This window comes from Alteromonas sp. B31-7, assembly GCF_015767655.1.
GTDB lineage: Bacteria > Pseudomonadota > Gammaproteobacteria > Enterobacterales > Alteromonadaceae > Alteromonas > Alteromonas australica.
In genome coordinates this window covers 410,533-433,304 of sequence record NZ_CP065233.1, presented here as the reverse complement: position 1 = coordinate 433,304, position 22,772 = coordinate 410,533, and the positions used below count along the sequence as shown (strand labels likewise).

Annotated in this window: 18 protein-coding genes; 5 read left to right on the top strand and 13 right to left on the bottom strand. The window is 44.9% G+C overall.

Annotated elements, in window-relative coordinates; translation table 11 throughout:
• Positions 1-76 precede the first annotated feature (76 nt).
• Positions 77-3,967 (bottom strand): ATP-binding protein, encoded by a 3,891-nt coding sequence (locus IUA53_RS01860; protein ID WP_196898144.1) that lies wholly within the window; start codon positions 3,965-3,967, stop codon positions 77-79.
• Between the two features lie 76 nt (positions 3,968-4,043).
• Here IUA53_RS01860 and IUA53_RS01855 point away from each other — a divergent pair, with 76 nt between their 5' ends.
• From IUA53_RS01855 to IUA53_RS01845, 3 genes are all read left to right on the top strand, one after another.
• Positions 4,044-4,241, top strand: coding sequence for a hypothetical protein (locus IUA53_RS01855; RefSeq protein WP_044446015.1), 198 nt, complete (start codon positions 4,044-4,046; stop codon positions 4,239-4,241).
• Positions 4,242-4,475: 234 nt separating this feature from the next.
• Positions 4,476-5,360, top strand: a complete 885-nt coding sequence (locus tag IUA53_RS01850; RefSeq protein ID WP_044055706.1) for a DMT family transporter — start codon at positions 4,476-4,478, stop codon at positions 5,358-5,360.
• A gap of 137 nt (positions 5,361-5,497) precedes the next feature.
• Positions 5,498-6,178, top strand: coding sequence for a haloacid dehalogenase type II (locus IUA53_RS01845; protein ID WP_196898142.1), 681 nt, complete (start codon positions 5,498-5,500; stop codon positions 6,176-6,178).
• Here the strand turns inward: IUA53_RS01845 and IUA53_RS01840 are convergent.
• From IUA53_RS01840 to IUA53_RS01800, 9 genes are all read right to left on the bottom strand, one after another.
• A complete protein-coding gene (locus tag IUA53_RS01840; protein WP_196898140.1) occupies positions 6,165-6,404 on the bottom strand; it encodes a hypothetical protein in 240 nt (79 codons plus the stop codon). The two genes, IUA53_RS01845 and IUA53_RS01840, sit on opposite strands and share 14 nt — an antisense overlap.
• A gap of 432 nt (positions 6,405-6,836) precedes the next feature.
• The gene (locus tag IUA53_RS01835) at positions 6,837-7,883 is read right to left on the bottom strand and encodes a protein-glutamate methylesterase/protein-glutamine glutaminase (protein ID WP_044055703.1); all 1,047 of its coding nucleotides are present in this window, start codon (positions 7,881-7,883) and stop codon (positions 6,837-6,839) included.
• Positions 7,858-8,487: a chemoreceptor glutamine deamidase CheD gene (gene cheD / locus IUA53_RS01830; protein ID WP_196898138.1), complete on the bottom strand. Its 630-nt coding sequence runs from the start codon at positions 8,485-8,487 to the stop codon at positions 7,858-7,860. The genes IUA53_RS01835 and cheD overlap by 26 nt, the downstream gene beginning before the upstream one ends.
• A gap of 14 nt (positions 8,488-8,501) precedes the next feature.
• A complete protein-coding gene (locus IUA53_RS01825; protein ID WP_196898136.1) occupies positions 8,502-9,335 on the bottom strand; it encodes a CheR family methyltransferase in 834 nt (277 codons plus the stop codon).
• A gap of 3 nt (positions 9,336-9,338) precedes the next feature.
• A complete protein-coding gene (locus tag IUA53_RS01820; RefSeq protein WP_044446012.1) occupies positions 9,339-11,504 on the bottom strand; it encodes a methyl-accepting chemotaxis protein in 2,166 nt (721 codons plus the stop codon).
• 48 nt (positions 11,505-11,552) lie between these two features.
• Entirely contained in the window at positions 11,553-12,056 is a 504-nt protein-coding gene (locus tag IUA53_RS01815; protein ID WP_196898134.1) for a chemotaxis protein CheW, read from the bottom strand.
• A complete protein-coding gene (locus IUA53_RS01810) occupies positions 12,053-14,065 on the bottom strand; it encodes a chemotaxis protein CheA (protein WP_196898132.1) in 2,013 nt (670 codons plus the stop codon). Before IUA53_RS01810 ends, IUA53_RS01815 begins: the two co-directional genes overlap by 4 nt.
• A 28-nt stretch (positions 14,066-14,093) precedes the next feature.
• The gene (locus IUA53_RS01805; protein ID WP_044055697.1) at positions 14,094-14,459 is read right to left on the bottom strand and encodes a response regulator; all 366 of its coding nucleotides are present in this window, start codon (positions 14,457-14,459) and stop codon (positions 14,094-14,096) included.
• 61 nt (positions 14,460-14,520) lie between these two features.
• Entirely contained in the window at positions 14,521-15,705 is a 1,185-nt protein-coding gene (locus IUA53_RS01800; protein ID WP_231401237.1) for a methyl-accepting chemotaxis protein, read from the bottom strand.
• Between the two features lie 453 nt (positions 15,706-16,158).
• Here IUA53_RS01800 and IUA53_RS01795 point away from each other — a divergent pair, with 453 nt between their 5' ends.
• Complete coding sequence (locus tag IUA53_RS01795) at positions 16,159-16,848, top strand: response regulator transcription factor (RefSeq protein WP_044446010.1); 690 nt, start codon at positions 16,159-16,161, stop codon at positions 16,846-16,848.
• Positions 16,845-18,260 (top strand): sensor histidine kinase, encoded by a 1,416-nt coding sequence (locus tag IUA53_RS01790; RefSeq protein ID WP_196898130.1) that lies wholly within the window; start codon positions 16,845-16,847, stop codon positions 18,258-18,260. Before IUA53_RS01795 ends, IUA53_RS01790 begins: the two co-directional genes overlap by 4 nt.
• Before the next feature lie 31 nt (positions 18,261-18,291).
• Here IUA53_RS01790 and IUA53_RS01785 read toward each other — a convergent pair whose 3' ends face one another.
• The 3 genes from IUA53_RS01785 to IUA53_RS01775 all read right to left on the bottom strand — a co-directional run bounded on the left by IUA53_RS01785 (position 18,292) and on the right by IUA53_RS01775 (position 22,724).
• Positions 18,292-19,407, bottom strand: a complete 1,116-nt coding sequence (locus IUA53_RS01785) for a PepSY-associated TM helix domain-containing protein (protein WP_196898128.1) — start codon at positions 19,405-19,407, stop codon at positions 18,292-18,294.
• A gap of 8 nt (positions 19,408-19,415) precedes the next feature.
• Positions 19,416-21,455, bottom strand: a complete 2,040-nt coding sequence (locus tag IUA53_RS01780; protein WP_044055692.1) for a TonB-dependent receptor domain-containing protein — start codon at positions 21,453-21,455, stop codon at positions 19,416-19,418.
• Between the two features lie 138 nt (positions 21,456-21,593).
• On the bottom strand, positions 21,594-22,724 hold the full coding sequence (locus tag IUA53_RS01775; RefSeq protein ID WP_231401236.1) for an FAD-dependent oxidoreductase: 1,131 nt from the start codon (positions 22,722-22,724) through the stop codon (positions 21,594-21,596).
• Positions 22,725-22,772 lie beyond the last annotated feature (48 nt).

The following is a 22,772-nucleotide window of genomic DNA, read 5'->3' as shown; positions in this document are numbered from 1 at the left end:
ATAGGTAATGGCTTAGCCCTTTCACCGTTGTCCAAGAAAACTAAGACCGCCTAATCTTGACGTAAAAATGTAAGAGCTAAGAAGCGCTTGGCGCGTTTTCCCCTACCTTTTTCGTATCTACAAATTTACGTGGAGGTAAGCCCTTTACCCGCTTAAAGCTGGTTGAAAAGTACGATGGCGTACCAAAACCTACTTCCATGCAGGCATCGATTACTGTGGTGCCGTTAAGTAAGAGAGGTATAGACTTATCCACCCTAAAACGCGTAAGGAATTCACTGAAGTTATACTCAAACAGCTCCGATAAACGCCGATTTAAGCTACGTGAACTCATGGTAAGCATGCTAGCTGCCATATCTCGACTGAAATATTCATTTTTATAGTTTTTTTCTAAAACTTCGATGAAGTTTAAATAAAAGTTCATGTCCTTTTCTGACGTTAACTCTGGAATATCCAGTGACTCTCCGAGTTGAGGTAACTTTCTACCCTGCATATGAGGTATCGACCTTAAGGACAATAGCCTTTCTACATGTAATCTTAGTTCGTCGTTATCGACCGGCTTAGTTAAGTAGTGGTCGACTTTTGCCTCAAGCGCTTTGCGCTTTGCATCTTCATCGGTATTTGCCGTAAGAATGATAACAGGGACGCTAGCTAATTCTGGCTTGTGCCTCAATTTCTGGACAAACTCGATACCATTTGTAGGCGCCATCAACAGGTCTGAAATAATAAGATCCACAGGGTAGTTTTTCAGAATACTTAACGCTTGCTTACCGTTCTTAGCAATTAGGCAACGGTAGGTATCTGAAAAATAATTAAACAGATAGGTTCTAAACACGCGGTTATCATCAATCAAGAGTAGAGTTTTCCGCTCCCCCCACGCTTTGCTTTTCGCCCCGTTAGATTGTTCTTCATTGATGAAATCAACATCATCGAGGGGAAGCGTAATTATCCACTTTGTTCCTTTACTTAACGCACTGTCTAAAACCATCGTGCCTTGGTTAAGCTTCACTAAATCGTTCACCAATGCCAAGCCAACACCCTCGCCCTTTTCTTTCCCCTTATGCGCTCTGGCAAATCGGTTCAACACTTTAGCGTGATCATTTTCGGCAATACCCTCGCCATTATCACTCACAACAATGCGTAAACTATCTTGGTTAAGCACCGCCGACACCTTTATATGACCGCGTTCAGGGGTATATTTGATAGCATTTTCCACTAAATTGGTGACAATTTTTTCTAGGCTATCGTTGATAAGTGATATTCCCGAACTTCCTTTTACAGTTACGTCTAACTGTTGCTTTTTAACATCCGCCAAAGGCGCTAAGCTGGTTACTACATACTTTACCTTTTCAACATCATAAAGTTTATAAATGGCGACGCCGCTAGATATAGATGGCGCAGTAGAGCTAATTTGCTCCACTAGGTTTTGAATGCGTTTAGCATTCTCATGCATAGCGGTCAGCGTGGCATCTTCTAGCCCATTTACCCCTTTTTTATTCTCGATAGTATTGAACATGAGTTGCAAAGGCGTTTTCAATTCATGGGCTATTTCGCCGATATGCTGCTCTTTTGCTCTTAGCATCTTCTCAAATTTTGACTGGCCGTCGGTTAACTCATAGCGCGTAAGAAACTGATAAATTCGTGTGTCTCTAACGAAAGAAACAGCTGGTTTTAAATACCCCAATTTGGCTACCGTAAATAACAAAACAAGCGCAATGGCATAAAAAGAAAAGGCCATATTCGACGCATAAAAAGGAGGATGGATAGTGAGGTTTAAGCGAGATATTTCGCCTTTTGAGTACTTCCCTCGTATTCTCGCTTCCAATTCATATTGACCTGCCCCTAAATCCGACATTTTAAGCAGCATATATGAGTCATGATGAAGAACCCACTCATCAAAAACTCCTTTTATACGAAACTCGATATTTTGGTCGGCGTAAGAACGAAAGCTGTTCGTTCCTATGTGAATAGAAATATCACTATATCCGTCATATATGTCATAGGTACCAGAGCTATTTGGAGGCATGTAATAGACGTTTACACTATCACTTCGATCCCACGAAAGCTTTGTAAAAACAGCTTGAGGTTTATTTTCTGGGTCGTTTTCGAGCGCGGCCAATACTTTCTTTTCATCAATTAAATAAGAATATCGGTCGCCTAAAACCACTATTTTGCTACCAAACTGAATGAGGCTTCCATATTCAAAATCTGTATCTAAAATCCCATTTTGTTTCCCAAGAAAGTTAGTCGATTTATGTTCAATATCGTGAACAAACAACCCCATATTCGACGCAATCCATAGCTGTCCATTGCTACTAATAATACCTCCTCTAATAAATCGTAGTTGCTCTTCCAACATAAAGCGGCTAGAGCTCACCTCACCTGTAGTTTTGCTTATTTCCTTAAGACCCATTCCAGAAGTACACACTAGGAATGAATCTGACAGCTCGACTAAACATGTGATGTGCGACCAATCCCCACCTTTAAAATTAACAATTTTCCAATTCACTTTTGAAAGTTGAATATGAACATTCCCTTTAGAGTCATACGCAATAATTTCACCTGCATTTGAAAGTGTCGCAAAAACTAGGTGAGAAGGCGCTTCTATTTGATCTACAACTCTATCGTTATCAAGCAAGAAGTAACTTGCGCCGTCCCCATTCCATAAGTACGCATACAAAATACCTGCCGGTGAATAAAAGGTGTGAAAGGAATGGCTCTTACAATACTCAAACGTTGGCTCACTGCGGCGCATTACCTTTTCAAAAATCAGCGCAGCATTGTCCAAACAGGCTGAGGCATTTCCAGCTTCTCTTTCTTCTATTGCGCCATTACCCGTATTTAGTACGTAATTGTTTGATCCTACTTGCAGTAGCGCTTCACCAGATAAGTCGATTCCAGAATCAGAAACGTTACTTCGTAGTACTTGCCCGTTATGATGAAGAAGATTAATGCCACGATGAATATTTGATAACGTCACCAAACCGAGCTGAGAAGAGGCAAACAATAAATCTCCCGTTGTTGATTCTGAGATTTTTGTAATGCTTCGAATACTATCTGAATTGAGAATAGGATTCATGAAACTAGGGCTCTGAAGTCTATCGCCATAGACCTGAAACATGCCACCTGCCGCCACCCAAACTTCATTGCCCGCAGATACATAAATGTCGGATACGCGATTGATGTTTTTCGCGATTTCAACATCAAATGGGATAAACGCATGCTTGTCATCAGTTACTGCGTATATCCCCTCTTTTCCACCTAAATACAATGCATCGCTAGTTTTGGTTACATGATGCAATGAAGATAATAATTTAAAGTTTTCCTGAAGAGGTAATCTTTGAATTCGCCTTTTATCCATCTTCAATATTATAAGTTCGTCATTTACCGCTACATAAAACTGAGATTCGCCATAGGTCATTGAATACGCTTTATCAATTTCCCCTAACCCTAGCTCGCCCGCCCAGTCTTCAGTTTTGCCTGTATCTTTATCAACTAAATAAACACCGGATATAATAGACACGGCAACGTGGGTTTCACCAATACTCAGTGACCATGCGAACCTTTTCCAACCCTCACTTTTGATAAATTCCTCAACAGCCCTAGTAGCTATATTTAACTTAAAAACACCGACACCATATTCAACAATCCACAAATTCCCTTCGTTGTCATACTCGATGTCTGAAATGATTCCAGTATTTAGTTGGTCGTCGTTGAAATTTAGTTTTTCCGCTTTTCCCCCAATTAATTCGAAAACACCATTTTCTGAAGCAATATAGACTGCGTTCCCTACTGCCTCAATATCTCTGATGACTCCGGAAGGAATACCATCAAACCTATTTTTTCCTTCTAGAGTGACGCCCAAGGCATATGCTTGATGCTGATAAATCGATAACAAAAACACAAAAATTGAGACAAAAGAGGAATAAATTGTCCTATTTCCGCTGATTGTCCTTCCTTTGATATCCATATTTTCGCCAAAAGGTTTTATTTATTAAGCGTTCTAGAAAGCACAACTTAAAAAAACTAATTAAAGGAGTAATACCATGAATATCGAACATAAATCGAACATGCAAGAACTAAAGCCTGAAGATTATACGAAAGTATATGCAGGAACAGGCTCATCACTTTTATTTGAAAAGCGAATTTATAAGATTAACCCTGAGAGTCCAACGTTACCCGATGGGCCTCACTATAGCTTTTCTGATCTAAACCCAACCTTGTCTACTACCTTTGGCAAATAGCCTACATTGCGGGCAAAGAAACAGTGGCGGCTCTTGCGGCGTAAGCCGTCAACTGTCCTTTATCGTTAAACGGGTTTATGCTAGTTCTAATATTCCCGTTGCCGTTATAAAAAAGCTTGGAATGTACCAACGCTACATTTCTTATTTTTCGATCATGCTTTATTAGTTACACCTCCCTCTTTTTGCATTAGCATAGCCGCTTATTTTTTGGTGTTTTCTGGAGTGTAGAAGTTCATGGGCGTATTTGCTGCCTTAGGTACAGCATTGTGTTGGGCTATTGCTGCTAGGTTATTTAGTGGCACAGGCAATGCCTTTTCACCCCTCACGATGAATTTTTGGAAAGGCCTTATTTCCATTCTTTTGCTTGGCCTAGTATTACTTTTTGTGCCGCCTATGGGCCTGAACGTTTCCATTATATGTTGGCTACTAATTAGTGGCTTTATTGGTATCGGCATTGGTGACACCTGTTTTTTTAAAGCGCTAAAAAGTATTGGCGATAGCCAAGCCGTGTTGGTGGCAGAGACACTCGCACCTTTATTTACCGCTTTATTTGCCATGGCCTTTATTGGTGAATGGATAACCTGGCAGCAATGGGTGGGCGTGGCCATTGTGTTACTCTCTGTCGACATGGTTATAAAAGCCAGAAAGCGAAGTACCACGCATGTCTTTGCCACCAGTGGCTACTTATATGGCGTTGCGGCGGCGCTTTGCCAAGCAGTAGGCGCCGTGGTTAGTCGAGACATTCTCGGTAGTGGTGACGTCGATGCAGCAAGCGCTGCGTTTCTGCGACTTATCGGCGGCATGTTCTTTGTTGTCCCCTTAATTGCCTGCGGTAAAACTCGTTGGCTTCCTGCAATATCCAAAGGTCAGAGAATTTGGCCTGCATTCATCCTTGCCACGTTATTAGGCACCACCGCCGCCATTTATTTGCAAATGTTTGCCTTTGCGTATGCCAAGGCAGCCGTAGTACAAACACTCATTGCCACTAGTGCACTTATGTCATTGGGTGTGGCCTGGGTTCTCGGAGAAAAAGCCACTAAAGCCACAATTTTGTGGTCTATTGTGGCATTAATTGGTGTGGCGGTTTTAGTCAGTTTTGGCGCCCCAGCAGGCCACTAGGCTGGCGCCTTCCTCCCTAAGAAAGGTTCATGGCACTGTGGCTACACTTAGGTGCAAATGGTTATGTTAAATCATCTAAATTGATAAGGTAGAAGTATTAACCTCTTAAGCTGGCCGATAAAAACATGGAGCGGTATATGACGTTACCCAAAGTACTTATTTTCGATATTAACGAAACATTACTTGATATGGATGAAATGAAGCAGGGGCTAGCCCCTGTGTTAAACGGTGATGAAACCTTGGTTGATTTATGGTTTGCCACTTTACTTCATCATTCTCTCGTGGACATTGCATCGGGTCAGTTTCATGATTTTATCGATATAGGTGCGGCCGCTTTGGTCATGGTGGCGCACAGTAAAGACATTGAGATTAGCCAGTCAGAGGCAAAACAAACCATTAAAAAATATATCACTGCATTACCGCCCCATGCCGACGTTAAGCCGGCACTCAACGCCCTAAAAGACAAGGGCTTTACGCTAGTGGCTTTGTCCAATTCGTCAATTAATGGATTAGCTGAGCAGCTACGTTTTGCCAACATTAAAGATTGTTTTGATCACATACTTAGCACCGAGACTATTCATACCTATAAGCCCCATGCCAGCGTATATCATTGGGCATGTAAACACGTTAGTGCATTGCCAAGCGAGGTGATGATGGTCGCCGCCCACGGGTGGGATGTGAGCGGCGCGAAGGCGGCAGGTTTGCAAACGACGTTTATCGAGCGTCCAGGTAAAACCATGTACCCATTAGGGCTGACACCCGACTACGTGTTAAGTACGCTAACCGAATTAGCCAATACACTCACTAGCGAGTGCTAAAACCTTTGGTTGAACAGTGAGAACGTTTTGATTCTAACGCACCAAGTTGGCGTTTTAACCAAGACTTTTGAATGCCCGATTTTGCCACCTTCATTTCGGTGCTGACTCGGTTAATTTCTTTTCCTACGTTGACGCAGGCTTTAGGGTTAGGTTCGAAGCCTCCGTTAGCAAAGGCAGAGGTTGAAAAAAAGACGGCCGATACGGCTAACAATAATTGCTGTTTCATGGTGGTCCCCAACGACTGTGTCATACACAGCGTTTTTATTCTGATTAAAGATTAGGGCTTCTGCGAGCCTTCAGTCAGTACGAGAACTATAGCAATTAAATTATTGTTATCAGGTAGCAAAAATTATACGTAGTGATGCTTTGGTGCATTCTTAATTATTTGACTACATTGGCCTACGGCGCTTGTGTAACCTTTCATCTACGGAAAGTGTCACCAACATGCTTTATAGTTATCGCGTATTCCCATTTATAACAATGGGGGGTTTCAAAAGCATCTGTCCTTCGTATTGGTTGCAGTAACAGCTTTCTGCAACAACATACTTTCTTAACCGCGGGTATTAAAACACTTAATAATTCGCCGCTCAAGGAAACGGGCTATAAATACCCAAAAGTAGAATGAGCTCAAACCACTACCCCCTTTTGAAAATCATCGCTATAGGCGGCTTCCCGCCCCCAATCGCTCTAACGTATCTAAAATGGCATCCGAGATATCGGCCAGTGATAATACATAGCTGGCGGCGTCTATTTCCACAGCGGCCTTGGGCATGCCGTATATAAGGCAACTCTCTTCGTCTTGGCAAAAGGTTATGGCACCTTTCTCTTTCATCGCTTTTAAACCCATCGCGCCATCTCTTCCCATTCCTGTTAGCAACACGCCTACGGCATTTTCGCCCGCGTGCTCTGCTAGCGAATTAAACATGACATCGACCGAAGGCTTATGACCCGACACTTTAGGCCCATCGTCTAAGGCTAGCCTATAGTCCGCGCCACTGCGTTCAACTTTTAAATGCCGATGGCCGGGCGCTAAGTAGGCATAACCTGGTAGTAGCCGCTCTCCCCCTTTCGCTTCTCTAACGGTGACTTCACACAAACTATCGAGACGTTTAGCGTAAGTCGTCGTAAAACCTGGTGGCATATGCTGCGAAATAACGGTAGCAGGCGCATTTTTTGGAAAATGCATAATGACGTCTTTGATGGCTTCGGTTCCCCCCGTTGAAGCCCCAATACCAATAAGCTTCTCTGTACCGGTATAACGCATGGCGGCATGTTTTGAACAGCGCGTTTCAGTAGGGTGGCTCAATTTCGATTTGGCGGCGGCTTTGACTTTCTGAATAATGGTATGAGCATAGTCGTTCATGCCTTGGGCAACCCCCAATTTCGGCTTCGCCATAAAATCTACGGCGCCAAGTTCCAAAGCTCTCAAGGTCGCATTTGCGCCGCTTTCCGTTAACGTGGAAATCATCACTACCGGTGTTGGAACGGCCTTCATCATGACTTCCAAAAAGCGTAAACCATCGACTTTTGGCATTTCAATATCTAACGTAATCACGTCTGGTCTGAATTCCTGCACCATGCGTTTGGCGACGTAAGCATCCGGTGCAGCTCCCACTAACAGCAGACTACTGTCGCTTTGGATAATCTCAGAAAGTACCTTTCTTATTAAAGCTGAATCATCAACTACGAGAACTTTTATAGGCATGAATATGTTCCGCAAATGAAGTAACACCCTCTTTCGCTTGTTGTGCTAACAATACACGGTGCGTAGACTCGCGCTCATAGAGGGTCGCATTATTAAAGTCGCGAATACGCTTCATATAGACCTTTCCTTCATGAGGAAAAAAGTAAATTTTGCGCGCATACGTAGACATGAGGTCGCTATTAATAAGCGGGATATTAGCGTTGTTTAAATATTCAATAACAAATTCGGCGTTAATTCTTCCAATGTCTTGTTGTACAAATCCTGGAAGTACTTTTCCACCGCCGAAAGCCTTTGCCACCAATTTACTTTGTCTTGCCCCTTTACTTACTAACTTTTGAATAAGCGTGTCCATGGCATGTACGCCGTACTTAGTGGCCAAACAATGTTCAGACTCACTCGTTAAATGAATGTCGGGCAACATAAAGTGGTTCATACCACCTATTTTCATCTCTTCATCATAAACACAAGCTGCCACACATGAGCCCAGAATCGTCACCAATGCTTTATCATTGGAGGTGGCATAATATTGACCGGGCAATAGTTTTACCGCCTCTTTTTGTAAGCGATTATCAAAATAGCTAATGGGCTTGTCATCCTGACTCATACGGCGAATTCCAATTAGGTCACTGGTCGGTAAATGGTTTTACCCATAGGCGTCACAAGATTTGGATACATGGTGAAGTTTTCTGAGTGCCCTGCGACATACATGCCGTTGGGCGCCATTAATGTCACCATACGTGAGAGAATTTTTTGTTGGGTCTGTCGGTCAAAGTAAATCATCACATTGCGGCAAAATATGATATCGACTGGCCCTTCAACACACCAACTTGGTGACATAAGGTTTAAAGGTTCAAAGCGAACCATTTGCCTAAGCTCGTTAGCAATTTTCACTTTGCCTCTATACTTGCCCTTTCCTTTGTAGAAAAATTGCTGACGATGTTGCAAAGAAAGCTGCGCAATACTCGACTGGGAATACACCCCCTCCCTTGCAATATGAAGCACTTTGCTGTCGATATCTGTGGCTAATATAGAGATCTTTGGTGAAAAACTACCGAATACGGATGCGACTGTCATTGCAATACTATAGGGTTCTTCACCGGTACTGCTTGCCGCGCACCAAATGCGCTTCACGCTCGGATTCGCCTGCAAATAGGTTGAAAGCGCATCAAAATGATGTGGCTCTCGGAAAAACGCCGTTAGATTCGTGGTGAGCGCATTAATAAAATGCTCCATTTCCTCTTCGTTCTGTGCCACGAATGTTAAATACGCCTTGAAGCTTGAAATGTTCAATACCCTTAGGCGACGCGCCAAACGGCTGTAAACCATGGCATCTTTGGAATCAGCAAGGTTTATTCCCGCCTGGGAAAACAGAAGCTTTTTAACACGTTCAAAATCCCGCCGACTATAGGCAAACTCGCGTTGAACCGGTGAAGCTTGCAAGACTGCCGTCATGAATTAGAACGCCTCCCACTCAGAATCGTCGGGCGCGGCAGGGCTTAACGCCTTTGTGTATTGCGAGGGCACGTCTCTGTCTTTTGGTAGCTTTCCATCATTTGGGGATACCAACGGCGTCGACGATTGGGGTGAACGGCTACCGTTGCCGACTTGTTGATTTCCCACTTTAAATACCGAAACCCGTTGCGCTAACTGACCTGACTGCTGACGCATACTGTCAGATGCAGCGGCGGCTTCTTCTACCAAGGCGGCATTTTGCTGTGTCATTTCATCCATTTGCACTACCGCATTACTGACTTCCTGAATACCTGTCGCCTGCTCAGAGGACGCCGCGGCAATTTCAGACATAATGTCATTCACTCGCTTAATTGCCGTCACTATATTGGCCATGGTTTCGCCAGACTTATTGGCAAGTAAATTACCATTGCCTATTTTATCCACCGACGCTGAAATTAATGCCTTTATGTCTTTGGCAGCCTCTGCAGAACGCTGAGCGAGTGTTCTAACTTCCGACGCGACAACGGCAAAACCGCGCCCTTGTTCACCGGCTCGCGCTGCTTCAACCGCCGCGTTGAGAGCAAGAATATTTGTTTGAAATGCAATACCATCAATAACGCCAATAATGTCTGAGATACGCTGGGCTGAATCATTTATTTCACCCATGGTATGCACCACCTGCTCAATCACTTTGCCGCCTTCAGAGGCAACATCGGAAGCCTGGCTTGCTAAGCCTTTTGCCTGCTCGGCGTTTTCTGCATTCAATTTAACTGTGCCGGTTAGTTCTTCCATGGCCGACGCCGTTTCTTCTAAACTTGAGGCTTGCTGTTCAGTTCTACTGGAAAGGTCGGCATTACCGGTGGCAATTTCATTCGATGCCGTATCAATCGTTTCCACGGCGGTGTGAATTTTCACTATGGTATCTTTAAGCTCTTCAATAAAGTGATTAATAGAATCGCCTAGCACCTGAAAATCACCATCTAAAGGTTCGTCGATGGTATGTAATAAATCCCCTTCGGTTAGCTTGGCAATCACGTTTTTAATACGTTCAATCGCCAATGTTCGCCCCGTAACATCCGTTGCATATTTAACCACTTTAAAGGGCTTACCTGTACTGTCCATAATGGGGTTATACGACGCTCGTATCCATACTTCTTTCCCCTCCTTACCAATACGCTTAAACTCGCCTTCACTATGCTCCCCGGAGCGAAGCTGTTGCCAAAATGCTGAATAGTCTGGGCTTAATTTAAAGCTGGGTTCAACAAACATGCTGTGATGGTGACCTTTTACCTCATCAAGGGTGTATCCCATGGTGGTTAAAAAGTTTTTATTTGCATTGAGTATCGTGCCTTTAAGATCAAATTCGATAACAGCTTGAGACTTGTTGATGGCGGTAATTTGGCTTTCGTAATCTGCATTTTTTTGTTTTTGCGCCGTAATATCTGATGCAAACTTAATGATGTACTTCACCTTTCCTTGTGCATCAAATACTGGGTTATAGCTAGCTTGTATCCAAACTTCTTTCCCTTCTTTACTGATGCGCCTGAATTCACCGCTGTGAACGTCTCCACTTTTTAGCTTTTGCCAAAACTGAACATATTCGTCGCTAGACGCATATTCACTGTCTACAAATATCCTGTGGTGCTTCCCTACTACTTCGCTGGCTTGATACCCCATTGCAGATAGAAAGTTATCATTTGCCTCGAGTATTTCGCCGTCAGTGGTGAAGGAGATAACGGCCTGACTACGCATGATGGCATTGGCCATACCTTCATGTTTCACCACTTTCGTGTAGTCCTGCCATTCCGTCACGTAGAGAGCATGAGTGGTATTCGCGCATGGAGAACACAACACTTTAAAGGTATGCCCTTTTGTGATCACTTCTTGGCTAGGTTGAGCAGGAACCAGTGAAAAGGCGCTGCCATCACGGGTTTTAACCAAACTGTCTATGCGTTGCCCAACCAATGAACTTCCCATCAAATGGCAATGAAAGTCATCATCATATTGTTGAATCATGTTGAGAAAAGCCGGAGTGTGGTAGTGGATTTCTCCCCCACTGTCGACCACCGCAATATTTGAAGTACACGCACTAAGAATGCCGTCCTTAAAACTCGCATCCTGTTTTGCAGCTTTGAGTTCATCGCCGCTTAAAAAATTAAATACGCCCATAACTCTTTATCCTAAGTAAAGTGTTCCATTTAGCAATAGCCCGCAAAACTACGCGTCATCTCCAACGCCTTCAGGTGCAACTAAACCTAGCTCTTCGCTAGTCATTAAACTTTCAATATTGACAAGAATCACCATGTTGTCGTCAACGTCAGCGAGCCCCTGTAAATACCGGCTATCAAAAGCAACGCCAAACTCTGGCGGTGATAAAATTTGGTCATCAGATAAACGAATAACATCCGATACGCCATCCACAACGATGCCAACAATGCGCGATTGAATATTCAGCATAATCACAATGGTAAAGTCGTTGTAAGTTGCCTCCCCCACGTTAAATTTAATTCTTAAATCAACAATGGGGACAATGTCGCCGCGCAAATTGATCACGCCTTTTATAAAGCTAGGTGCGTTCGCTATCTTGGTCACAGGTTCGTAACCACGAATTTCTTTCACCATAGTGATGTCTAATGCGTAGTGCTCATCACCTAAGACAAAGCTGAGGTATTCGTGGCCATCGCCCCCTGCAACCGTTTGATGTAAGGCTGTCTCTGTCATGAGAGCAATTCCTCTAATTGGCTTGAGGTATAAGTTGTCGCGATAGAATCGGCATCAATAATGAGTGCCACTCTTCCATCGCCCATTATGGTTGCCCCGGCAATTCCCGCGACTTTTCGGTAGTGTTCCTCAAGGCTTTTAATCACCACTTGTTGTTGCCCTACTAAGGCGTCTACCAAGATGCCGAATCGCTTTTTACTGCTTTCTAAAAGTACCACTACGCCCTCCGTTGGGTTGCTTGTGCCACTTTCAACATCCATGAAGTTGCACAGTGGAACTAAGGGCCAATACTGGTCGCGAATATATAGAACCGTGTCATTTCCTAAGGTTTTTAACTGTTGTTTTGTCGGTTGAAAGGATTCAATAATATTGAGTAAGGGGATAACAAAAATTTGATTGCCTACCGACACACACATGCCGTCAACAATGGCTAACGTTAGGGGTAAATGGATAAAGAACCCTGAGCCTTCTCCCGCACTAGACTCTATGTCAATACGGCCACCAATAGATTCAATATTTCGGCGAACCACATCCATGCCAACACCACGGCCAGACACATCGGTAATAGCCTCGGCGGTAGAAAAGCCAGCTTGAAAAATTAACTGCCAGACTTGTGCATCGGGCATGTCATCGGTAACCACCCACCCATTTGAACGTGCTTTTTCCATTATTTTGTCGCGGTGTAAACCGCCGCCATCATCAATAATACTAATAATGATACTGCCGCCTTTTTGCTCGGCGCTTAGGATCACCGTGCCCTGTTCTGGCTTGCCTGCGGCAACGCGTTTCTCGGGGAGTTCAATGCCATGGTCAATGCTGTTTCGAACTAAATGGGTTAAAGGGTCGACGATTTTTTCAATTAGGCTTTTATCTATTTCTGTAGTGCCACCTTGCAGAACTAACTCTACTTTTTTACCCAGCTTGCCAGCGAGATCTCGCACTAGCCGTGGAAAGCGGTTAAAGGTCGCCGTGAGGGGAAGCATGCGCATAGACATCACAGACTCTTGAATTTCACGGGTATTGCGCTGAAGTTCATCAATAGCCAATTGCAAGCGTTCACCGACTTGCCCTTCTACCTCTTGTCCTATCATTGATAGCATCGACTGTGTAATCACCAACTCCCCAACTAAATTCACCATAGAATCAATTTTGGTGGTATCTACTCGTATAGAAGAAGCCTCTTTCAAGTTGCTCTTTTTCGCCTGTTTTTTCGCTGCTTTTTTAGGTGCTGCACTGGTGGCGTTGTGTTGACTGTCGACCTTCGGCCTTTGACCCACTCCAGACAGCTTAGCTATTTCGGCAAGATCACTTTCTGCACTCAGCGTCTCAGTATGAAGAGGCGCTGTCGGCTTAGGGGCCGCTATATCTTCAAAAAAACCGAAATCATCATGTTCTTCAGTAGGCGCTGAGGAGGCTGGCGAATCATCAAAAAAGCCAAAACCTTGGTCCTCATCATCCGTAGTGAGATCACTGGGCTCATCATCAAAAAAGCCGAATGCCTCATCGGTAGTATCCTCAGCATTGGCCTCACCTGGCGAGAGGATGTCATCGTCAAAGAAGCCAAAACCGTCATCTATCTGCGTGTCAGTAGGGCTCTTTAGGGCTTGCGGTTGAGCTGACTTACCGTTAATGACGCCGTTAAGCAGTGCAATACGGGTGGAAATGTCTTGTTCGGGTACGGGGGTGTCATTGCGATACGCATAAAGGGTGGCTTTTAACACATCGAGGGTTTCAAGCAGAACATTCACAATGCGCGTAGTCACGACCAACTCGTGGTTACGTGCTTTGTCTAGCAGGTTTTCCATCACATGGGTAAGATTCATAAGCGCATCAAACCCAAATATCCCACTGCCCCCTTTTATAGAATGAGCAGCACGAAATATACTGTTGAGCTCTTCAGCATCGGGAGCGTCCACATCCAACGCCATAAGTAATTGTTCCATCGCATCAAGGTGTTCATCACTTTCATCGAAAAACACCCCATGGAACTGCTCTATATCAATGCTCATGCTGAATCCATCCAGACCGGTTGGCAGGTTAACCTAGAACGCGCTTAGTCACATCAAGCAGCTTATTGGGGTCAAAGGGTTTAACCATCCAACCGGTGGCGCCCGCCGCTTTCCCTTTCGCCTTCATGTCTCCACCCGCTTCGGTAGTTAACATAACAATAGGGGTTCGTGAATAACTGCCCAGCCCTCGCAATTTGGCAATTAATGTTAGCCCGTCCATGCGAGGCATATTTTGGTCGGTTAACACAAAATCGAAGCTCGACGATTTGCATTTATCTAGCGCATCTTGGCCATCTTGTGCCGTGGTCACGCCATAACCCGCCCCTTTCAACGTCATTTCAACCATTTGACGGATAGAGACAGAGTCGTCTACCACTAAAACTTGCTTACTCATGATTCACATTTCCTCAATAGTGTGTTGATACTATTTAATTCCGTTTTCCATTTAGACGATGCTAAAACAGCTCTACGTCACCTGCGCTCATAGATGTTGCAGACACAGGGTTGTGATCGGTTTTACCTCGTTGTGCTAGTGCTTGTTGATAGGCGTCTAGGTCTGCGACAAATTGTTCTAAATTGTCGGCGTTAAGCTGCTGTAATTGCTCAATAATAAAGCGAACAATGTCTTGGGTGTAGGCAAGGTGTTGCCCGTTAATATCACCAAATTGCATTCCGCGAATGGCCGTGCTTATGGCAACATCAAGTGACTGTCCAATTTCCTCTATTTGCTTAGTGGTTGAATCGTCCGACTCTGCTTTATGAATAATAAATGCCAGTTGCTCGCTAATATGCGCTTTTGCTTCAACCACGTGAGAAATATCTTGCGATGCCACAAATTCAGCGGTTTCAGTTAATTTATCCACCAAGGTTCGTATGTTTTCCACTTGCTTTTTAATCACGTCGCTAAACTGTGTTGAGCGAGTAGAGAGTGCTCTAACTTCGTCTGCCACCACCGCAAAGCCTCGGCCTGCCTCTCCGGCTCTCGCCGCTTCTATGGCAGCATTCAATGCTAATAAATTTGTTTGCGCAGAAATATCATCAATACCGCTAAGGGCATCTATAACAGTAGGCATGGCTTGCTGTATGGTTTGCACTTGTTCCATTAAGTGCTGGGTTGATGACGACATTTGCTCGGTGGAACTGATAAAACTCGTTAGCGTATTATCGGTGTCTTTTGCAAAGGAACGCATTTTTTCTGGATAGGAGATATTTTCCGTTTCGCCTACGCTTAACAATGAGCCAATACATGCTATTTGTTGGTTAACCAGCTGAGTTAAATGGGTAAATGCATCACTGAGCGTAGATACCGCATCGTCTTGCGTAGAACGGATGGAAGATAAGTTTTCATCACACACTAACAGAGAATCAGCCACTTTATTTCCTGTCATAACAACATCTTCACGAGACGCAGACAGGTTTTCCGTAATATCGACAGAGGCTTCCTCAACAGGTATGACGGCTGCCTTTAACGACACTGCGCATACACCAATGAGTGCCACGGATAACACCGCCATGGCAATGACTGGCTGAGCCAAAAAGTACACTGCCCAAGCAGCAACTAACCCTAGAACCACAACTGTGATGAGGAGGCCAGCCTTCGAACTCGCCCCCGTGGAAAATACCTCATTGCTCCGTTGCAAAACGCGCTCCCAAGCTTTACTACTTTTTTAGGTAACCGAAAGGTAAAACACGGTTAGTCTGCAACCACATTGAAGGTATTAGTTGAACCAATTCCGCCCAAAGTCACAACTCAAAGCGAAGTAGTAAAGCGATAAGTTCATCTGTGAATATATGAGAGTAAGCGTAGTACCCAATTTCAAAAGTAGGCAAGAAGCGCAACGATTTTTTTAAAAAAAACTCTTTTTAACGCTAATTTGTGCCGAAGCTACTTAATTTAGTCGCGATTGCGCACGTAAATGCGAGGACACCACACACCAAGAATAGCTGCCAATGGGCAACGGGTATGAACGCCAGCGCCGAGGTTAGACACTAGAGTCTGGTGAAACAATAGTCGCTATTTCACATTTAACCTTGAAAATAGGAATGATTATCAATAACATTGGTGTTATATCTCTTTCATTTATGACCCTCACATGTCAGCCGCACGAATACTGATCATAGAAGATGACGTTACTTTGAGTGACCAGATTGCTCATTTGCTAGAAGATAGCGGTTTTACCACCCGTCAATGTCAGGACGGACAAAAGGGATTATTTGCCGCGCTGCAGCAAAGTTTCGATCTCATTTTGCTCGATATTCTTATTCCCTCATTAGATGGCTTATCGGTGCTTAATCAACTCAGAAAGACAAAGCAAACCCCGGTTATGATGATCACTGCTTCAGGGGCCGAGCAAGAGAGGATAGAAGGCTATCGAACAGGGGCAGACGACTACCTTCCTAAACCGTTCAATTTCACTGAAATGTTGCTTCGCATAGAGGCATTATTGCGCCGTAGCAGCCGAGACGTGGCGGCGCATTCACAGCCCAGTAAATTACAGATTGGTGATTTACGGCTAAATAGAGTAAATCAAGGCGTGAACATTGGGCAACTCACCCTCGAACTCACGCCAATACAGTTTAAGCTACTATGGACACTTGCGGAAAACCAAGGCGAGATCCTTAGCAAAGCGTTTCTCTATCAATGTGTGTTAGACCGGCCTTTCAGTCGATATGACCGAAGCCTAGATATGCACCTTAGCCGTGTGCGGAAAAAACTGATAGAAGCCGGTATGCCCTGCGATTGTTTAGCGACGGTACACGGAAAAGGTTATCGATTTTCATGAAAAACAAACTCTTATGGCGGTTATGGGCCATCATTGGGTTGGGCACAGTAGTGCTGTTTTTAGCCATAGATTGGTTAACAAATCATACCGAAACCAGCATGAGCTTTATTGCCGATACCCATCAGCAAACACTGCTTAATTATGGCAAACAGGCTGAGCATATTTACCTTACCCAAGGTGAAGACGCCTTAGCCGAATATATCAAGCACATCCAACTACAGGAACAGACGTGGGCTGGCGTCGTCACCTCTAAGATAACCCCTTTTGCTGACAGTGAATTAGTGCCCTTGTTCACTGATTACTTTCAATTAGGCCGTGGGGTGGAATGGAAAATTCACCTCTATTTTGCCCAAAACCCCATTATGGAAGTGCCCTTTGTGGATGATGCCACCCACTTATTGATACAGCTTCCCCAACGTATGCGCCCTGGTGCCTTTTTAATGATGTTTCGACTGTTACTGCAAATAGCCCTGCCACTTATTCTTCTTTGTTTGCTTACGTATGTGGTGTATCAACATGTGATGCGCCCCCTGAAACGGCTTGAAAAAGCGACACAGGAATTCAGCGATGGGAAGTTGGATGCTAGGGTGACACCGCTTTTACCTAAACGTCATGATGAACTCACGGATATCGCCGCTACCTTTGATAAAATGGCTGATCGCACCAGCAACCTGATTCAAAATCAACGTCAACTTTTAGCCGACCTTTCCCACGAATTACGCACCCCCTTGGCGCGTATTGATATGGCGGTAGACTTCGTAGAGCAAAACCTTAATCAGGCCCAAGCATTAGAACGGCTGCGTTATGAAGCCAGTACTATGCGAAGTTTAGTGGAGGACACCTTAACTTTTTCGTGGCTGTCAACGGAGCTTCCTAGCCTTAACACTGAGACCTTCGATTTAGTCGAGCTTATCAATGTTATTTGCGACGACGCAAAATTTGAATACCCTCACAATATGCTGCATTGTGAATTGCCCGAGCAGGCCATGATAGAAAACAGTAGCCAAGTAGCGTTAGGCCAAGCTATAGAAAACGTTATTCGCAACGCCCTTCGCTATACACCACCGGAAAAAGCAGTGAGTGTGCATCTGAAGAAATTGCACAACACCTATACGTTAACCATCTCTGATAACGGGCCAGGCGTGCCAGATGCCCTATGCGACGATATATTCAAACCTTTCTTCCGTGTTGAAAAGTCTAGAACAGCCACCAAAATGCGAGGCGAAGCTGAGGCGGCGGCACATTCGCAGAAGAACCACGGCCATGGTATGGGGCTAGCACTCGCACAACGTCAGGTGCATGCCGTTGGCGGGGAAATTAGTGCGCATAATCGTATCGATGACACCGCCGGCCTTACCATAGCCATTGCCCTTCCTATTAACGCTACGTCAACTACACTAGCGTCAGTATAACGGGCTGTTTAATGGCCTCTACTTAGAGGCTTTATGTTAGGCGTTTAACGCCTAACATAAAGCCGGTGTACACAAGGTAACACGCCAGCAATGAAAACAACCCTGCGATAGTTTGACCAATGAAACCAAAATGTTCTCCGGTATGCAGAAAACGCGCCGTGCCCCATGCTTGCCCACCTCGGCTCCAATCTTCTTTCCTTAACACCTTTGTGACCTCGCCGCTGCGGGTATCGAAGTAAAGCGAGTACGACATTGACTGCCTATGTCCTATGCTTTTATCAATAAAAAAGCGTGCTTCGTATTCGTGCTCTCCTATTTCCATCCACATTGAATACCAATCGTCGTAATCGTTGCTGTTTGCATGATTTTGAGCGGCAAGAAAAAGAGTTTCGTAGTCAACCACATCTAAGGACAACGAGGTTACTTCTTCATGCTGTTCACGTGGCGGCACCTGCTCACCAAAGAAACCATATAACGCGGTATTTGCCCAAGAGAAATGAAACAAAGTGGCGGTAATGGCAATAATGAAAAGAACAGGAATGCTCCACACGCCCAGCACCAAATGCCACTGTCGGCGGCGATGATGGCGATTGGTGTAATGGTGACGAAACCAAAGATGCTGCTTAAATGATGCAAGGCGCAATTTATTGGGCAACCAAAGATACGCACCACTGACAATAAGGAAAATAAACACTAAATTAGCGTAGCCATTCACCGTTTTCCCTATGCCTTTAAGCTCACCTTCTAACAGTAAGTATCGATGAAGGTTGGTAAGCCAATGAAACACCAGCGCCACATTGCCCTCCCCTTCTCTTAAAATCTCACCGGTATAGGGGTGGAATAAGTAGCTGTTACGCCCTGCCCAGGCAGGCACGGCCGCACCTTCCCTGTTTACCCAACGTACGTAAATATGGGGGGTTTCAGGGTGTAGTGCTTGAAGCTTATCGACAATATCATCGGTGGAGAGCCTTTGCTGGTTCTGGGGTACATCCACACGGTATCGCATTTCGTCAAGTTCGATAAACTGACGTTCGTAAGTTAATAGAAACCCAGTTAGTGACATAAGAAATATAAAAATCCCCGCCACTAAACCCAAAATAAGGTGAGTCCAGAAGACCCACCTTTTCACTGTTTTTGCTATTGCCATAAGAGTGTTTAGAAGTCGTAGCTTACTGATACTCGAATATCTCTACCCGCTTCTTTTGGCCCAATGACGCTCCCGAACACCTCACTGTAATCACCGACACTTGAATGATCGATATAGGCTTCATCAAACAGATTCGTCACCGCGAGGTTGACCTTGAAGTTATTACTGACAAACCATTGCCCATACACATCAACCGTGGTGTAGCTAGGTTTATTTAGGTCGTACAAAGAATCGGTCCAACCGTTCTGCAAAGCCTGATGCAGGGTTTCTATGGTAAGTGAATTGACCCGTGTAATATTGATACCTACGTTGAGGTCGGTGTTAATATCATAGTCAACACCCAACACCCATGTATCGCCGCGACTATTCCCTAGGCCAACAAATTCATAGCCGTTAAGGTCGATGGTATCGTATTCAACATTGTACAAATCAGCGCGCGGTGATAGCTCGGTATCCACGCTAGAGTAACCAAAGAATATGTTTGCATCACCCAATGCGTAGGCAATATCAAATTCAAAACCACTTGATTCTAGGTCGCCGATATTATTGTAAACCGAGTCGCCTTCAAAGCCGCTAAAAATCACATCATCGATTGTGCTTTCAAATACCGTGAATCTCGCGTGCAAGTCATCAGCTTGATATTCAATTGCCCCTTCAATATTGGCCACGGTTTCCGGCACCACATTATTACCCACAACCGGAACATCGCTACCGTCATACAAGTATTCGTCAATGGTAAACCCGTCGCCAATTTCCTTTCCTCGGGCTGCTTCAGCATAACCAAGGGCTAATTTCCAGGCCTTTGACAGTTGATAGGTAAGCCCAACATTCATGCTTACTTCGCTGTCGTTTAGCCCTGAAGGCTCATCGGTGACCGGGTCGCCGTAATATTCATCAAGTAATATGTCTTGCTGGAAGTCATAGTCATCGAAGCGCACACCATAGCTTAATGTGAGTTCTGGGTTTATCGCGCTATGGGCTTGGGCATAGACTCCTAGCACACTGCCCTCTTCTGCATTTTCTACAGCCCCCTCAGCCGGGCCGCTTTCCACTTCGTCGTTGCGGTAATCTACGCCGTAGGTAAATACATGGTTTGTCGTTTCACTGGTGTTGCGAATATCAAAACCATAGGTGTCGATGTTTGCCAACCAATCAAAGCGACCTCCTCTAAATGACGAAGAGGTGTTGTACGCTGTGGCTTCTAAGTACACCATAGCGCTATAGTCTAAACGGTAATTTGCTACTAAAGTGTCACGCTCAGCTTCACTGGGATACAGCGCTGCGCCTTCTAGCACAACCCAATTGGGCCTTGCCGAAAATTCACCTTCTTCATCACGCTTTTCATAGCTTAATGACGCATATTGGTTTTCAGAGAGGTTGCCGCTGGCTTTTACGAATAACAAGTCTTGGTCGGCAGCGGTACCATAAATTTCATTGCCGTCGCCGTCTTCCATGTTGTCTCTATCTGAGGTGCTGTAATAACCTAGCACGCCCCAATCTTCATTTAGCTTGCCATAAACACTGCCACTGTATCGGGTGCCGTCGTTACTGAAGTAACTGGCTTTTACACGGCCGCCAAAACGTTCATCGTCGCGCAGAAGATCGCTCGCATCTTTCGTTTTAAAACGAATAGCACCGCCAATAGCACCAGGGCCACTGGTTGCTTCACCGGCTCCAGCTTGCACATCAATTTGCTTTAACAAGTCAGGATCTAAGGTTACACGACCAATATGGTGAAATAGGGTTGAGGTTTGCTGAGCGCCATCAACCGTAATGTTTAGATAAGCATCTTCTAAGCCGCGCACGAAAATTTTCTGCGCAACGCCTACCGAGCCACCCACACTTACCGACGGTGACTCACGAAAAATATCAGCCAAATCATTGGCCTGAAACTGCTCAATATCTTCAGCGGTAACACTTAAGTTGGTAGAAGCCCCCACAATTGAAACCCGTTCAATATCCTGTGTGTCTTCTACATTTGTTGCTTGTGCATGTACTGCGGTGCTAGATAACGCGCAAACCGCGCCAATAAATACTGACTTCTTCAAAAAATGCTCCCATTGAGTGTTGTGACTCTAAACGCGAAACATTCTCATTAAGTTTTAGACAAAAGAATAGTTATTTTACAATTGTTACATTTAGCCACTGCGCCTCAAGGATGAATGTCACCAACGCTTATGGGCGTGTTACGTCATACGGGAAAACAAAGCCTGGCTTTCTTTTAATATTCTTGACGTTTCTTTGGGGTCGGGGGTTGTACTCCAATCCCCTGGGACGAAGCTGCCACCAAGGATCATATAGTCATTACGCGAGAACATATACAAGGGAGCTGATGTATTACCTCCGCCTACGGTTAAATAATCAATACCCGCATCAGGAGGCAGTAATATAAGCTGGCCTTTGGCTGGAATAATGGCTTTGTCGTCGAATAAGGCATTCGAGCCTAATCCAGTGCAATTAAAAATAACAGGCTCATTTAAGGTGAGTAACGCCTTTTTATTTTCTATGTTACGAATGACGAACTGTCCACCCGCTAATTGGATATCTTGAGTGAGGCGGCGCAAAAACGTGCTTGTTTCCACCAGCATAGTGGCAGACACCGTACAATAGTTGGCAGGAAAAGGGTGCTGGTTTGGCCCATATTGCTGCGTAAACGGGTAAAACTGACGAAATTCGGCATTGTCGTCTCTTGGAGTCTTGCTTAGGGAATAGAGCTCTTTCCATTCAATGCCATAATCTTTCCCTACCATTTTGGCAAAGGTGGAATGCGATATTTCTGCCGCCCTTTGTAATTGTTGTTTAAACTCAGGGCTTGAAACGTCTGGGTCGTGAACGCTGTAAGGTCCCCACTCACCGCCGGCGACATGTGACGTAGTATGGCGCGGCATAGCTTTAGTATACAGGGTCACCTTCCACCCAGCTTCTTGAAGCAAACGCGCGGTAGTTAACCCCATTACCCCACTGCCAATAATGGCAGCGTGTTTTGTACTGGCATCAGCAACTTCTTCAACTGCAAGTGTAGAGGAGCCCCAACATAGTGAAATTCCCCCGCCGCCATGCCCATAATTGTGCACCAAGGTTTTCTGCCCCATGGCTTCCCGACGAACCACGAAGCCCTTAGCGCGGTACGGGCGATGCCCAACCACTTCGGTAATGATATTGTTTTTGTCGATTCTGGGGGCCAGTAACGGCCGGCGTGAAAATGGACGAGTAAACCCTACTTTCTCACTAGGTAGCGCGCAACCTGCAACGCTCGCCGCCAAACCGCCCACCCCCATGCGTTTTAAAAAATCTCGACGCGCTTCACTGTCATTCACTCTTACCACTCCCTATTGTTATGCTTTCTAACTCACCGCTTAGCCTTT